This window comes from [Ruminococcus] lactaris ATCC 29176 (assembly GCF_025152405.1).
GTDB classification, from domain to species: domain Bacteria; phylum Bacillota; class Clostridia; order Lachnospirales; family Lachnospiraceae; genus Mediterraneibacter; species Mediterraneibacter lactaris.
The window spans coordinates 1312941-1328070 of the sequence record NZ_CP102292.1; the positions used below are offsets into that span (position 1 = coordinate 1312941).

The 15130-nt window shown below is 35.8% G+C and carries 18 protein-coding genes and 2 pseudogenes; 6 read left to right on the forward strand and 14 right to left on the reverse strand.

Annotated elements, in window-relative coordinates:
- Nucleotides 1-89: 89 nt before the first annotated feature.
- Nucleotides 90-755, reverse strand: coding sequence for a hypothetical protein (locus NQ541_RS06190; RefSeq protein WP_005612397.1), 666 nt, complete (start codon nt 753-755; stop codon nt 90-92).
- Between the two features lie 413 nt (nt 756-1168).
- Entirely contained in the window at nt 1169-1936 is a 768-nt protein-coding gene (locus tag NQ541_RS06195) for an MT-A70 family methyltransferase (protein WP_005612396.1), read from the reverse strand.
- A 133-nt stretch (nt 1937-2069) separates the two neighbouring features.
- Between NQ541_RS06195 and NQ541_RS06200 the strand changes: the two genes are divergently transcribed.
- Together NQ541_RS06200 and NQ541_RS06205 are read left to right on the forward strand one after the other, a co-directional pair.
- Entirely contained in the window at nt 2070-2276 is a 207-nt protein-coding gene (locus NQ541_RS06200; RefSeq protein WP_005612394.1) for a helix-turn-helix domain-containing protein, read from the forward strand.
- An 11-nt stretch (nt 2277-2287) separates the two neighbouring features.
- Nucleotides 2288-2913, forward strand: a pseudogene (locus NQ541_RS06205) (MunI family type II restriction endonuclease).
- A 41-nt stretch (nt 2914-2954) separates the two neighbouring features.
- Here the strand turns inward: NQ541_RS06205 and NQ541_RS06210 are convergent.
- Both NQ541_RS06210 and NQ541_RS06215 read right to left on the reverse strand, forming a co-directional pair.
- Nucleotides 2955-3191 carry a hypothetical protein gene (locus NQ541_RS06210; protein WP_005612387.1) on the reverse strand — a complete coding sequence of 79 codons (237 nt, stop codon included), beginning with the start codon at nt 3189-3191 and terminating at the stop codon, nt 2955-2957.
- A gap of 24 nt (nt 3192-3215) precedes the next feature.
- Complete coding sequence (locus tag NQ541_RS06215; protein WP_005612385.1) at nt 3216-3398, reverse strand: ribbon-helix-helix domain-containing protein; 183 nt, start codon at nt 3396-3398, stop codon at nt 3216-3218.
- 297 nt (nt 3399-3695) lie between these two features.
- Between NQ541_RS06215 and NQ541_RS06220 the strand changes: the two genes are divergently transcribed.
- Nucleotides 3696-4535 (forward strand): transposase, encoded by an 840-nt coding sequence (locus NQ541_RS06220; protein ID WP_005612383.1) that lies wholly within the window; start codon nt 3696-3698, stop codon nt 4533-4535.
- A gap of 109 nt (nt 4536-4644) precedes the next feature.
- A complete protein-coding gene (locus NQ541_RS06225; protein ID WP_005612381.1) occupies nt 4645-5358 on the forward strand; it encodes a transposase in 714 nt (237 codons plus the stop codon).
- A gap of 416 nt (nt 5359-5774) precedes the next feature.
- Here the strand turns inward: NQ541_RS06225 and NQ541_RS06230 are convergent, their stop codons facing one another.
- The 7 genes and pseudogenes from NQ541_RS06230 to NQ541_RS06260 all read right to left on the reverse strand — a co-directional run.
- On the reverse strand, nt 5775-6521 hold the full coding sequence (locus NQ541_RS06230; protein WP_005612377.1) for a hypothetical protein: 747 nt from the start codon (nt 6519-6521) through the stop codon (nt 5775-5777).
- Nucleotides 6506-7465, reverse strand: a complete 960-nt coding sequence (locus NQ541_RS06235; protein ID WP_005612374.1) for a hypothetical protein — start codon at nt 7463-7465, stop codon at nt 6506-6508. Before NQ541_RS06235 ends, NQ541_RS06230 begins: the two co-directional genes overlap by 16 nt.
- 469 nt (nt 7466-7934) lie before the next feature.
- Nucleotides 7935-8420 (reverse strand): DDE-type integrase/transposase/recombinase, encoded by a 486-nt coding sequence (locus NQ541_RS06240; RefSeq protein ID WP_226980105.1) that lies wholly within the window; start codon nt 8418-8420, stop codon nt 7935-7937.
- Nucleotides 8399-8845: an IS3 family transposase gene (locus tag NQ541_RS06245; protein WP_005612370.1), complete on the reverse strand. Its 447-nt coding sequence runs from the start codon at nt 8843-8845 to the stop codon at nt 8399-8401. The genes NQ541_RS06240 and NQ541_RS06245 overlap by 22 nt, the downstream gene beginning before the upstream one ends.
- Entirely contained in the window at nt 8842-9126 is a 285-nt protein-coding gene (locus NQ541_RS06250; RefSeq protein ID WP_005612369.1) for a transposase, read from the reverse strand. Before NQ541_RS06250 ends, NQ541_RS06245 begins: the two co-directional genes overlap by 4 nt.
- Before the next feature lie 166 nt (nt 9127-9292).
- The gene (locus tag NQ541_RS06255; RefSeq protein WP_005612365.1) at nt 9293-9991 is read right to left on the reverse strand and encodes an ABC transporter permease; all 699 of its coding nucleotides are present in this window, start codon (nt 9989-9991) and stop codon (nt 9293-9295) included.
- Nucleotides 9984-10475, reverse strand: a pseudogene (locus NQ541_RS06260) (ABC transporter ATP-binding protein); the annotation flags it as partial. The gene NQ541_RS06255 and the pseudogene NQ541_RS06260, both read right to left, overlap by 8 nt.
- Before the next feature lie 78 nt (nt 10476-10553).
- On the opposite strand from NQ541_RS06260, the gene NQ541_RS06265 reads away from it, so the two are divergent.
- Complete coding sequence (locus tag NQ541_RS06265) at nt 10554-11822, forward strand: IS630 family transposase (RefSeq protein ID WP_005612361.1); 1269 nt, start codon at nt 10554-10556, stop codon at nt 11820-11822.
- A 27-nt stretch (nt 11823-11849) separates the two neighbouring features.
- On the opposite strand, the gene NQ541_RS06270 is transcribed toward NQ541_RS06265, so the two are convergent.
- Nucleotides 11850-12449, reverse strand: a complete 600-nt coding sequence (locus tag NQ541_RS06270) for a hypothetical protein (protein WP_005612359.1) — start codon at nt 12447-12449, stop codon at nt 11850-11852.
- Between the two features lie 385 nt (nt 12450-12834).
- On the opposite strand from NQ541_RS06270, the gene NQ541_RS06275 reads away from it, so the two are divergent.
- Nucleotides 12835-13923: an IS110 family RNA-guided transposase gene (locus tag NQ541_RS06275; protein WP_259936674.1), complete on the forward strand. Its 1089-nt coding sequence runs from the start codon at nt 12835-12837 to the stop codon at nt 13921-13923.
- Nucleotides 13924-14334: 411 nt separating this feature from the next.
- Here the strand turns inward: NQ541_RS06275 and NQ541_RS06280 are convergent, their stop codons facing one another.
- Nucleotides 14335-14697, reverse strand: coding sequence for a hypothetical protein (locus NQ541_RS06280; protein ID WP_226979125.1), 363 nt, complete (start codon nt 14695-14697; stop codon nt 14335-14337).
- Between the two features lie 106 nt (nt 14698-14803).
- Nucleotides 14804-15040, reverse strand: coding sequence for a hypothetical protein (locus NQ541_RS06285; protein WP_005612357.1), 237 nt, complete (start codon nt 15038-15040; stop codon nt 14804-14806).
- Nucleotides 15041-15130 lie beyond the last annotated feature (90 nt).

The window sequence follows — 15130 nt, forward strand, 5'->3', positions numbered from 1 at the left end:
ACCTAAATCATCTGCCACAAGTTGCCCCAACTGTTTTTCCCATAGAAAAAGGGCATCGGTCTGCACCGACACCCCATGTCATTTTATCCTTATTCTCCGCAGCGGAATGCTGAATTTCCCGTAAGATTTCTAAGCAGAATCTTTCTCGCTGTCTTATACTCTTTTCCGATAAAGCCAAGTCTGAGCAGAAAACAGCGGAAAGCATATTTGTCATTGTCCGTTTCGGTCGGCTTTGATGATACACTTTTTGCATCTCTTGCCATATCACACAATCTTGAGATAAATTGCGTGTAGGCTGCAATATCATCTCCATCCACTGTGTATGGAAACCATGTGAAATTTATTTTTTCATCTGTAATTTCAATCTCTGTGCTGTCCGTCTGAAATGCGCGTTGAAAAAGCATCTGCTTATTTGCTATAATCTTCTGTAAATTTTCCAATGCCGTATCCGTAAGGCTCTCTTTCGGAATCGCTATTGTCAGCTTATCCTGTTGCACTGGCACTTCTTCCGTTACTTCCATATCGTCCTGAAACCCATGTTCCCGTAACTGCCGAATCAGGTCTTCCACTATTTCTTTTTCAATTCCATCCGGGATATGCAATACACCCTCTTTATCCAGTCGGTATCCTGCAATATCGTATGCACAGCTTGGTACCCGTTCATAATGCGGTGCTGTCCCAAGTATGTTTCCAATCTCCTGTGCCAGTTTCGGTCTCTGCTTTGATTTCAATGTAAATCTAATTTCATTCTTCATAATATGTACCCGCCTTTCTTTATTCGATAGTACATATATCACTCTGATGGCACAGAATAGCAAGACAATTCGGATTATATTTCTGCCAAAATGCACGCAGAAAAACTGTGATTTTTATGCTGTTTTTTACACGTTTTTCTGCGTATTTCGGTACTATCCGGCAAAACAAAATCGGCTTTAGCGATGATATTCAGCAGATATTTTCACATCAACCGACCTTGACGGGTATCCCCCCTGTTTAATTCTGCGAAAATTCGCACGAATGGGGCCATCGGTCTTCAGGAAGAAAGGCTGTAGAGATTTGGATACCCCCTATGATATTTATCCCTTATTATTTAATCTAATAAATTTATCTGCCATACTTTTTATTCTCATCAACTGTAAATAAAAATTCATTACAACTGTTTGAAACATTAATCTTCATCAAACTTTAAAACCTGCTGTTCCCCATTTGAATTCTTCTTGCCACGCATTTCTCTATCCATTTCACCAGCAGTTTTAATTTCAATTTTTACATTAGGAATCTCCAATCCCCAATTATCCCATCCAACATAGTTATTACGTGCAAATAATTCAATTTTATCTTGCTCTGGGAACATTTTTGTTATCCCTTCAATAACATCAACAGGTTTAACACTATGTGCTCCTCTATGTATTGTAACCATCTGACGAACATTTCTTGCACCCCTTGGTTGTGGAAATTTTCCTTTCTTAAAGGCAAGAACAAATTCCGTTTGACTTAGCGTATATCTTCCTGGATTATGTACCATTTTATCCCACACAAATGCCACTGTTTTATATTCAAATCCCCAAGCCTCCCCTAGCTCTATTGAATTTGCCATCTGCGGTCCAGTTGTCCACATAAACAAAATACAATCATCTGCAGCAATAGAATTTACATCTAGCTCTTTTAATTGCTTCAATTTCACAGTAGGATATTTAAAAGATGCTGAACTAAGAAAAATTTTATTTTCAAATCCAACATTCTCATCTTTGATTGTTGACTTATCATACTGCATCTTTCCACCATAATCCCAAGGTGGATCTGCGTAAATAACTTGGTATTTTTTTTCCGGCAACTTAGGATATATATCTTCTAATGGATTAATCTTTGTTCTTTTTTTCTGTTCAACATTATAAATGGAATATGCTGTAACTTCTGAATTTTCTTTCTGAGACATTTATATCATCCTTCCTATATAAAACATAATTATAGGATAATCTAATCTAGCTTCAAAGTCAACATTTTTGTGACTTATAATCCGTTGTTTTATAATCAACACAGCAATAAAATATTTATGAGAGGTGATTTTTATGGTAGTAGATGATTTTGCAAACCGCATTAAAGAACTAAGACAGCAGCAAGGGTTAAGCCAAGAAAAGTTTGCATTAAAAATTGATATGGACAGGACTTATTATGCCTCTGTTGAAGCCGGAAAGCGAAATGTATCCATAAAGAATATCAAAAAAATTGCTGATGGCTTTGAAATATCACTTGAGGAACTATTTAAAAATATGTGAGGTGTAATATTATGGCAAAAAAGGATTTACAAGGAAGAGATAATTGGCAAACCGAGTCTGGCCCTGGTGGAAAAGCCGGTGTTGCAGAACAAAATTTAATATCGGTCTTTAAAGAAGCATTTAAGGATACAGATTATGTGATCTCAGATCATCCTACCAACTTAAAGCATCTGTACGAAAATGTAGAACTCCCTGCCAAAACAATAGCGGCTATATTCAATCCAGACTTAGCAACAATGAAGAATGCTCAAAAACGTGGTTGGGGTGTATCTCCTGATTTTTCTATTACAAATAAAAAACGGGAAAAATTTTATTTGGTGAAATAAAAAGACAGGATGGCTGGGTTGAAGGAAAAGATCCAAGTGCCGGCCGTGGAAATGCACATGAACGTATGTGTAAATTGTTCACTCCAGGACTTATGAAAGCATACCGCCAAATCAGCAAAATCTCAGATCCTTCAATCTTACCATTTTGGGTTGTTCTTGAAGGTGACATCACAAGAGATCCAAAAAGAAATAGAGAAATTGCTTTTTGGTTTGATGAATATGACAAGAACTATTTTATGTGGAGACCCGGAGTAGATGGAAGTGCTTTGGTTGAGCATTTCAATAAATATCTAAAAAAATTCTTAGATTAATTCATAAGCAGTTCATTATTTTCTCTATAATGAACTGCTTTTTACATTTTCTCCATTTGTTTAATATAATAATTGGAATAATTATCCTCAGAATAAGTTGGATCACTTTCAGAATATCCCTCTTCGAGATTAATTTTACTAAAATTGGAATATAGATGATTATTTTCAATCAGTAACCTCATATGAGCAACTGCATTATCCCAAGTATCACAAACACCTCTTACACCACACAGCTGACTTGACTCTCTCTCTTCATACAAAACATATACCATATTCATAGAAAAATCTCCTTTCTCTTTTACTCATTTATTATTTTCTTCAAGTGGCAATGCATTAATTGCCTCTCTAATAGCCTGAGATTTAAGCATTCCCATTTTTTTACAATACAATTCAAGCCTTCGCAATGTTGCTTCATCCATTCTAATAGTATATCCTATTTTCTTATTATTATCTCCTTTAGGTCTTCCCATTTTCTTCAATATCATCACCTCCGATAAACATATTATACTTTTTGCATTGCAAAAAGTCAACACGTTTTTAGAACAAATATTCTGTTTTTATTTCCTAACATCGTTAATGAATCACATTTAAATTAGCTAGAAATCATAAATTATATATAATTGTTATATTAACATTTAACATTTTTTGCTGCTGAATAATCTGGTGCCCGTGTCCCTGCTGTCCGGTGACAGGGGTTCTTCCTCAATTATCCGTTTTTGTCTTTTTATATTATCGTAAATATAGTATAATTAACATATCAAAAGATATGAGGAGGCAGTCAGATGTCAGGTCCATACGATGCATTATGTATAAATAGTTTTTATCCTAAAACTGAATTAAATGTTACGGAGATTCAGGAATATGAAAAACAGATTTTAATACGAATGAAATCAATCTCCAAGGATTGTAGGTGCCCGAAATGTGGCTATATAACAGATAAATATCATGGAACTTATATTCGTAAAGTCCAGGATCTGCCTATTTTAGGGAAGATGGTTCAACTTGAGATTTGCTCTCATGAATATGAATGTATAAACAATGACTGTGAAGTAACAACGTTTGCTGAAACATTTGATGGCTTTCTTAATACTTATAGTCGTATGACAGAACGATGTGCCGATTTTATCTGTACACTAGCAATGGAATCTAGCTGCGAAGGTTGTGCCCGTATTTGTAAGGCACTTGGTATTAAAATTAGTGGTGATACTGTTATAAGACTGCTTTTGAGAAAGTGTGAAGTTCTTCCCGGACCAGAAGTGAGTGATGTGATCGGCGTGGATGATTTTGCATATAAAAAACGACATACATATGGAACTATTATCGTAAACGAAAAAAATCATGAACCAATTACGTTATTAGATGGAAGAAATGGAGATACACTAAGAGATTGGCTTAAGAATAATAAACATATAAAAGTAGTCACTCGTGATCGAGCAAGTGCATATGCAAAAGTAATATCAGAAGAATTACCCGATGCCATGCAGGTAGCAGACCGGTTTCATTTACATCAGAATTTATTAGAGGCAATCAAAAAGGCACTGAATCATGAAGTTCCAGCAACAGTAAATATTCCTCATGCTAATCAGTCAGCGGTTATAGAAGAACCGTGTAAAAAAAATTGAATCTGATGTGGATAACTCTTCTGTTTTTTCAGAAAAACGGTATAAAATAATCTGCCAAATACAGGAATTTTTAAGTGAAGGTTGTAGCTATCGTGAGATAGCAAAGCGGATGGGGGTAGGACGAAATACAATTGCAAAATATCGAGAAGGCGATCCGAAAGAATTAAGTATGTACGGAATTCGACAGAGTAAATTAGACATATTTTACGATTTCATTATTCAATGTCTGGAGTCCAGATGGAGTAAAAGCAAAACAATAAAAGAAATATATGCAAAAGGATATACAGGTTCAAAGAGTAATGCCTTTGAATACTTGTGTAAAGTAGAACAAAAAGAAAACAAATATTTTGAAGCGCAACCGTATATTCGAACAATGACAGAAGGATTAAAATACAGAACAGGAAGTATTGGAAAAGAAAAGGACTATATCACACGTGAAGGGATATTCCGATATATGTGGATGAATACAAGATTAACAGTAGCACACAAAAACTATATTTATGATCAGTATCCTGCGGTCTGGGAACTTCATTGTTGCATAAAAGAGTTTCGCAATATTTTAAAAAAACGAAATGTTCCGCTATTATATTTGTTTATAGAAAAATATTGCAAAAGTGAGATTAAAGCGCTAAAGAGTTTTGCCGAAGGATTAAAAAGAGACATGGATGCAGTTGAAAATGCGGTAGCCTATGACTATAGTAATGGGTTTGTAGAGGAGACAAACAGTCGGTTAAAAATGATAAAACGAACAATGTATGGACGTTGTAGAAAACAGTTACTAGAGGCAAAACTTAGATATGTAGGAAATTATAGAAACGGATAATTGCGGAAGAACCTACCGCACAAGAATATTCAGCTGCAGAGAGTATGCCGAATCATCCCTTAGTAGTCCCTTACTACTAAGAATTTCTCCCCACACCTTTGTCTTTATCCCGATTCCGCCCGTGAGCCTTAGTAGTCGAAACCGTAGTATTTCCAATACTTTCCGCCATATTCTGCCCTGTATTGCCCCAGTCTGCGAAGGTATGCATTATCATAAAACTGGAGTGCAGTGGCAGATGAATAGGATTTTTATCATTGTTGTATAACCTCGCATTTCTTAGTTTTTCTTGCTATTCCGGGCTTTGTAAGCCTATGTAAATTTTTGCTTTCTGGCATAAGTTGGTTTATTTTCGCATAAGGCTGTCCGCAAAAGATGTAAAAATAAGTTACATATCAACTACATACCACACCATATTTTTACCCGAATACTCGCTTCAACAATTCTACAACATTCTCATTTTTTAGCCCATATCTTTTCAATGAATTTTGATCAAATGGTTCCTGCTCCAACAAGTCAATAAAACTATGTATATCGGCATCTACTGCTATCGGCAATTCTTCTACTTTTTCAAGCATAAGCTCCGAAGCAATACGCAAAACATCTTTTTTATGCTTCTTTATGTCACTGGAATCCACTTTTTCGCCTGAATCTTTTCGCTTTTGCAAATCAAGATACGCTTTTGCTTTAACAAGAATGATATATTCTGGTCTTAAAACAGAAAGTCCATTTCTCACTTCTTTTCCCTTGAGTAGTGCCTTATAGTAATCATCATTCAGAAGAATTGCAGACAAACTGGAGACTTCATCATCAATATGAATTGGAGTAATTCCTTTTGCATTTTTTAGTTTAAAATCACTTCTACAAAACAATTCGATCATTTTCGGAAATTCATCGTCTTCTGGTTTATCAAACCTATAAAATTGAGGGTTGCTACCGTTTGTTGCTTTGTTTCTATATTTCCCATCAACGATAAACTTCCAAAATTTCTCGCCAAACTCCGGCGTTAGTGCTTCAATAATCAAAACCATATCCAGATCTCTTGTAGCCCTGAAATTTACTTCATTGCTTTCAAATAGAATATCACAGGCTGCACCACCTATTAAAACATACTGTTCTTCATAATCTTTAAAGTACTTCTGAAATGTATCTAATCCCTTGACCATACATATTCCTCCAACATCTCATTAGTAGAAATATCTACCCGTTCCTCTTCTTGCTCTTCTTCTGTCAGTGACAGTACTACGCTCAAAGGGTCCTGCAAGCCTTTTCCCAAAAAATCAGTGAAATATCCAACTTCCAAAACAACACATCCAATTTCTTCCAATTCACTTGCTTGCTTTTCTTCTTTCACTCCACTAGCTTTCAGCTCTTTCTTCGTTACCGCATAGGTAGGATAAGCGTTATCGGACAAAAGAGAATACTCACATAAAGCAGAAATACCTGCTTTCTTTTCTAGTTTCATATCTTCTCTCAGAACAAATCTTCGAATCACCGGATTTCTTAATACATTTTCAATTTGTTGCCATACTTGTTTTCGGTCATTCGGAATATTTATTACTCTTGATTTACCTTTCATGCCCAACACATCAATATTTAAATATTCCAGTTCATCAAAACACCGGCTTGCAGATTTTGTTGACACTCCTATTCGTTTTGCTGCATCAGATACTTTCACTTCATTCCATCGTTCATAAATAGCCATCAGAAGCATTTTTTGCGTCAAAAATGAAATCAGATAAACTGGTGCCAATTCTCTTTCATTTCCCTTACTCAACAAATATCCAATAAATGGAAGAAATACCTGCTTTCCTTCTATTACAAAAGGAATTCCTTCTTCCATCATCTTTTCTTTTATATAAAATGTTGTTCGATCAAGAAATATTGCACAATTTAATCCTGTCATTTTTTCCACGCCAGCTCTGTCTCTACGTAACATAACAAGTCCGACATTATCTTTGGGATGAATAGCCATCCATAATACACCATTCGTCTCTACCGTAAAAATATCATATCTTCCACGATATGCTAACGGGAGCTTTTTATACACCTCTTTATTCTCCGTCATTATTACATTTTGCCGTAATGTTTTTTCCAAAAATTCTTTCATATTAATCACCTTTTTATAAGTCCGACTCTTTTTACGTCACATTTATAATTTATCATATATTATTTGATTTTTCAAGTAATATATGCTTACATAAACTCCAAGAAAAAAGACGTAAGATTCATCTCACGCCTTCCTATTCTAACTATACCGATCCAATCTTCCAAAGGTGTAAATAAGGTGTAAATTCTACACTTCCATCCAAGAAGCCCAATAAAATCAAGGCTTTCATCCCGTCCCTTAAACACTGCCGTGGCAGATGAGTAGTACTTTTATCATAGTTATGTTTTACTCCTTTTTGCCCGGAAATGCCCTGTTTTGCAAGGATTCCCGGGAATTTTATAAAACTGTTATTTATAGGTCAACTCGGCAAATCTCGGCAAGATTTAGCAAGTTGTAACCACCTGTTAATAGTAAAGTTGGTGCTATGTCAAGATTTAGTACAAGTTAAAACGAGAAATTTCTCCCCATTTTAACCTGCCAGAAGCTCCGCTTTAGTATGTGTTCTTTCATATACTCGCTCAAATTCATCTGGTGACATAAAGTCACAATGGCTGTGAATTCGTTTCGTATTGTAAAAAGCTTCCAGATATTCGAAAATCAACCGGTATGCTTGCTTGTAATCACGAATTTTAAAGCGATTGAGCCATTCACGTTTGATAATGGAATGAAAGGATTCAATGCATGCATTATCCCATGGAAATGCTTTCTTTGAATAACTACGCTGCATGTTTTCGGTTGCTTTTTTATATTCCTTTGCAACATACTGGCTTCTACGATCTGAGTGGATGATTAATGGTTGATCGATATTTCGGCGGGCTTTGGCTTTGTTTATAATATCAATCACGCAGGATACTTCCAGTGTTTCTGAAAGTGTCCAGGCTATGATTTTTCTGGAAAATAAATCCATAATACTGGCCAGATAGACGAATCCGTCTATTGTCCAGACGTAGGTGATATCCGAACACCAGACAGCATTCGGTCAGGATTAAACTGTTCATCAAGGATATTTTGTAATTTTGTGCTGAAATCAGAATCTTTTGTGGTGATTGTCCATGGTTTACTCCACTGAGCACGAATCCCCATTTGGTGCATATATGTACCAACGGTTCTTTCCGAAATGACTTCACCGGTTTTGCACAGTTCTACAGCGATTTTGGGTGCACCGTAGTTCTGCTTGGAATCATTATAAATAGCCTGTATTTTTGCTTTTACAGCTTCACGACGTTTTTCTGTATCAGAAGGTTCGTGGTGGAGCCATGCAAGATATCCTGAGCGGGAGACACCTAAAAATTTCAACATTCCGGAGACGGAAACCCGGCGTCCAGCCTTTTTGGCAGCTTCCGTCTTCTCAGACACTTCGAGATAAATGGCTTCCGTCATTTTCCCAGAATGTTGATTGCTTTTTTTAACACATCAAGTGCATCTTGTGCATCACGTAATTCACGTCTGAGACGGGCAATTTCCTTCTGCTCATCAGATGCGTAATTACCAGAACCACGAACAGGGATATCACCTGATTCCCGGAAGTCTTTCAGCCACTTTGTTAATGTGCTGTATCCGATGCCAAGATTTTCTGCACATCCACGTACCCCGAGGTCTTTGTGATCCTGATAGTACTGGACTGCATCAAGTTTAAATTGTTTGTCATGTTGCTTTGCCATATGAGATCCTCCTTCAGCCTGTCTCTATTGTACCATGCTTATGTGTATTTGGAATTTCTCATTTTGGCTTGTACTATTTATATTCTAGCAACAATTTTTCGATTTCCAGAAGAAACTGAAATCAGCGTGTTTGTATCCGTGTGAAGTTTTTCGTTCAATCCTTCTGTTATTTCAAATCCTTCCTCTTAAAAATAAGAATTCCGCAACTAGTTGTGAATATAAAAATTATACTATTGTAGATAGCATATCTTCCCAGATGTTTTGCATTCATGCTGGAAAGCCTGAGCATCTGCCCACCTGGAAGAAATTCATTTAGGAACAAATAAACCTGCAACAGCATAAAAATCACTAATATACACCCTGCCACAGAATACGCTTTATTACTGCACAACATAGATATCAAAGTAAATATTGCTGTACATGCTGCTGTCATAGTAAATGTCACTAATACATAAAACATAAGCATATGTGCATCTGACACGAACCATCCCAAAAGCGGAGTCCCTACACAGACATGTGACAACATGAATGCAACGCACAGCGTAAAGGATGCCTGCACATTTGAGATGAGATTTGCAACATAAATTTTTCTTCTTACATGACCTGCAATCAGTTTATTTCTCATTGTACCGTCACTGTAATCAGTTCCAATAAACAATGCTGTAAGTAAAGATACCATCAGTGGAACGAAAAGTGCATATATAAAAATAGTTGAATCCATGTTCCATCCACTATTCTCATCTATATTATCCATATAGTGAAGAATAGGAAATAAAGCTCCCAGAAACAATTCTGCACATGTTAAAATCCAAAATAATTTATTTTTCAACAGTCTCGCAAAATTGGCTCTTAATAATCTACGCATGCTTTCCACCTCCTACCAGATTCATATAAAAACTCTCTAAGCTCTCTTCACAGTCTTTGAGACTGTATATTTCGCAATTACTGCCTGCAAGAGTTTCCACCAGTTTTGTAATTGATAATTCTGCAAATATATCTGCTGTATGTTCATTAACAATATGATATTCCAACTTCATTTCATCCAAAACACACGCTAACGTCTTTGTACTGCTTACCTCTGCACGAATACATTTTCTGCAGTGCTTTTCTAATTCCTCTGCACTCATTTCTTTCAGAAGATGTCCGCCATCAATGAATCCATAATTTGTTGCCAGTCTGGCAAGTTCATCTAAAATATGGCTGGAAATCAAAATCGTAATTCCATGCTGCTGATTCAGTTTTAATATCAGTTCCCTAATCTCGATAATCCCCTGTGGATCAAGTCCATTCACAGGTTCATCCAATACCAAAAAATCCGGATTTCCAGCAAGGGCAATCGCAATACCTAGTATAATCCACTTTAAATAACAAACTATTTTAATTCACATTCCTATTATGGTATAATTGAACCATCGGAGGTGCCAATTATGCCTAATACAATTAAAACTATTTCTTTAACAGATGATGATAAATCTTACTTAAATAAACTGCTGACTCAGAGCACTTTGGAAATTCGCGTTTATCAACGTGCTAGGATCCTTCTGCTCAAATCTGAGGGTGCATCTAACAAAGCAATTGCTGACAAACTGGATATTGGAATCAGTATGGTAAAACGTTGTCTTAACAAATTTAAAGAGAACGGTGTTGAAGCTTCTTTACGTGATAACAAAGGCCGTGGAAGGAAAGCGGAAATTACCGATGACGATATCACCTGGGTAATCAGTAAAGCCTGCCAAAAACCGAAGGATTACGGCTATTCTGCTGAATTCTGGTATCCCATGAGTTTCAGGAAATTCATCAACTCTATAGCAGAAACGGAAGGACATCCTCGTATGGCAACAGTAGCTGAAACAACGCTTCGGAAAATTCTGAGCAATGCAAGGATCAAACCGTTTCAGGTGTCCTATTACTGCGAAAGACGGGATCCTGAGTTTGATGCAAAAATGCATGATGTCCTTGTTATCTACAAGCAGATTGAAATGCAGTTTGACAAGGATGGAAAACTGATTCCCTTTGAGAAAGATGCCGTACATACCCTGTCTTATGATGAAAAGCCAGGAATTCAGGCAATTGCTACCACAGGTGAAGACCGTCCACCGATTCCGAATACAGATAAAAGCAATGGCTATCAGCGAGATTATGAGTATGTCAGGCTGGGAACCCTCTCCCTGCTTGCAGCGATTGATTTGCTCTCAGGAGAAGCAATTCCATTAATAAGTGAAACTCATAAAAGTTCTGACTTTGTGACTTTTCTAAAGAAACTTGATGAAAAATATCCAAAGGGCGATATGATTCGGATTATTCTGGATAATCACTCTGCACATACCTCCAAAGAAACCCAGGAATATCTGAATACGGTTTCTGGACGTTTTGAGTTTGTATTTACACCCAAACATGGTTCCTGGTTAAACATGATTGAAGGTTTTTTCAGTAAAATGACAAAGCAGATGCTGGGTGGAATCCGTGTGGAAAGCAAGAAAGAACTCGAAGATAGAATCTACAGATACTTTGATGAAATCAACAAAGAACCTGTGCCCTACAAATGGACATATAAAATGGATACCATCGATCTTTCTCAAGAAGATATTGATTCCATAGTGTATGAGGTTGTAAATGCAAAAGCTGCTTCAGCAGAAAACAAAAACAAAAAAGCACCAAAACCAATTTCACGAAAGAGAAAGTCTATCCAGAATTAGCATAAAATGCTAATTTGAAACAGGCTTCTAATTTGCGTGGATTATACTAGGTCCCTTTTTCCCAAACCTTTTTTTTACAATTTCATATCCTTCATTGAAATCTTTTTTCAATGCACATGCACATGCAAAATAAACATGTTGCCTATCATCCTTAATTATCCGTTTATCATCATTCCAATAAGCTTCTAAATATCCATCAATATTATTTATATCATTAAGTAACGGAATTGAATAATTAACCAAAAAGTCTTTTATATTTTCTCCTATCGTTATATTATCTTTCTCATTATACAATACCCAATCCTTAGAATCATGATAAACTTGAATTGGTTGTCGTAGTATTTGATTCTTTAATCCTGATGTTATAATTGTATCACCTAAAATTTTTTTTGCTAATTCTTGGATATCCGGATAATATACTGATAATTGAGGATATATATGTGCTAATGCATTATTATAATATGAAGGATGCAAAAAATACATAATCTCTATTTTTTGAGTGCTTTCCTTACTCTTTCGAGCATATATTAAAGAATTACTTCTTCTTTTAAATCCATTCATTTGTAGCACTTCATCTAATTGTGTTTCAGCCATATTTAAAATCGTATTTTTTACATCCTTGTCCATAAATTATCTCCTGGTATGATGTAGTCATAGACCAATAAGGTCATCCACATCATATTCTCTAATCTATATCCTGGTTGGTAAGAGGATTCTCCTCCATAATCACTCCAACCATAGATACGTGTATAAGTTACATACATTTTTGTATGATTATTCACTCCTAGACTATGTCTGTTACATAAGGTATTATTTTCCATTGGATAGGGAAAAGGACGATTTTCTCCTAGGGAGCTGGCTTATGTCCAGTAATACCCGTAACTTAAGACTGTCATTCCATCAATGAAAATTTATGTTTTAGGCTGGTTGGGAGCAATTAAGCTATACCCGTATAACGCGCCAGGTAGTGTATTCATTGTTTTTTATGGAACCCTATCGGAAGGAGCATATAATGCATAACAAAAACTATATTTCCGTTGGCATTGATGTCGGTTCAGCTTTTAGCTTTATGACAATTCTTGCGCCAGACGAAACAGTGATCTTGAAACCTTTCAAGATTACTCACAATAATAAGGATTCTTTGGAACGAGCTGTTTCTGAAATTAAAAAAGCAGAAGAGCTGTATTCCTTAGAAAGTCGCACCTTTCTAGAATCCACTGGGATTTATCATTTCCCGCTCTTCTGCTATCTTGTTGATTGTGGTTTTAACGCGTCCATAATCAATCCTATTATTACACATTCTACTAAGAATGGAAATATCAGAAAAGTAAAAAATGATAAAATCGATTCTAAAGGTATTGCCAAACTAGGATTATCAAAAGATATTCCTGTTTCCCAGTTCCCAGCAAAGCTGGTTCTTGAACTGCGTAGCCTTACCCGTAAGTATTACGATTTAACTGATGAGCGTTCTGCTCATATCAATAAACTTAAAGGAGACCTGCATACCGTGTTTCCTCAGTATCTTGACGTTTTCTGTGATGTTACCGGCAAGACCTCAACAATGATTCTTCGCCAGTACGGTACTCCAGACAAGATACTTCGTGGTCATAAGAAGACCATGATTGAAAAAATATCAAAAGCTTCACGAAAAGGTCTTGCCAAAGCTTCTGAAAGATATGAGAAACTCTGTGCTGCAGCTAATGCTGCAAAGACATTTGGATGTCAAATAGACAGTATCTACTTCAATATCTTTTTAACTTTGGACCTTGTTGAAAAGCTTGATTCTGCTTTGGATTCCATACTGAATCGTATTAGGCAGCTGATTACATTCAATAAAAACGAGAAGTTTATTCAGCAGATTAAACTTTTAAATACAATCCCAGGTGTTGGCTTTCTGACTGCTGTAACAATCATGTGCGAAATAGGTGATTTCTCAGCATTCCGTAATCCAAAACAACTTTTTGCTTACTTCGGATTAGATCCTGAAGTAAATGAATCTGGAAAATTCGTTGGCACTCAGTTACATATGAGCAAACGTGGCTCCAGAATCGCGCCGTGCTATCTTTGCAGTAGCACTCGCCTCCATTCGTACAAAACGTAATGGAGAGGGCATCAATCCATACCTCCGTAAGTATTACGAATTAAAGTCTGGACAAAAGCCTAAGATGGTTGCAATCGGTGCTGTAATGCATAAAGTCTGCAACATCGTATTTGCTGTTCTTCGTGATGAAAAGGCATTTGAGCTTCGGTCACCAGAAGAACACTGTAAGCAGTATCAAAGACCTGCTTTAGCAGCTGCATAAAGATGCAGCTATATAAAACCATAGGAGCTTCTTGACGAAAATCCAAGTGATTTACGTTTGTTAAAGTTACTCATTTTTAGGTTTCAAAACATAAAAGAAAAATATCTATTTTTTGTCTTTTAGGTATTGACTATAACTAGCTGGTCTTATTGTTATACTATGTGAAATTGTAATACCTTCACTCATTATTTTTTTATATCTTTTCATTTTTACCCATTTATCTTTTCTTGAGGAATACAATTTAATTTTTTTACCATAAACTCAAATATTTCTGCCTCATATCCTGATGAATATAACATTTGAAAATTGTTACTCTGATGAACAATAATATATCTTTGTGCATTCTCTAAAAAATCGACTTTAAAATCCGCTGTTAATATTCCATTAAAAACAAGTCTTTTTACTCCTTTTACTTTAAGAAAATACTCACCATTTTTTTCATAAAAATCATAATCCAATGTATCCTTTGCATCATGTGTTTCCAATTTTCGAATTATTTCATTCTGAGATAGTTCTGTTTTAAAAATTAAATTCTGTCCTGCATTTTTATATGTTCCATTAGAATATTTCATATATCTTTTCCAGCGCATTACAATAATCCATATCGAACTAATTGCTAATACACAAAAAAATATATAAAACAGTGGGATACTATACATATTATTCCTTCTCTCTAGTTTACTTCTTTTTTATAATATCAAATACATTTATTGATGCATCCGTCTTTGTAGTAGAAATTTCCGCATGTACTTCTCCACCAGGTGTTCCTACTCCTCCTGCCACAGTTACTCCATAATAATGTTTATCTGAGCTATTAGGATCACCCGTAACTACAAAATCTCCACTAGCATAAACCGGTACACCCATTACTGGTGCTGCTAAAGCACCACCAACATTACTTCCTTCATTCTCCAACTCAAATATATCTGGAGCATTAGTAACTGTTGTATATCCAGCTGCAGATATACTAGTACAAAAGTTTTTAAATAAATGGACTATATTTCT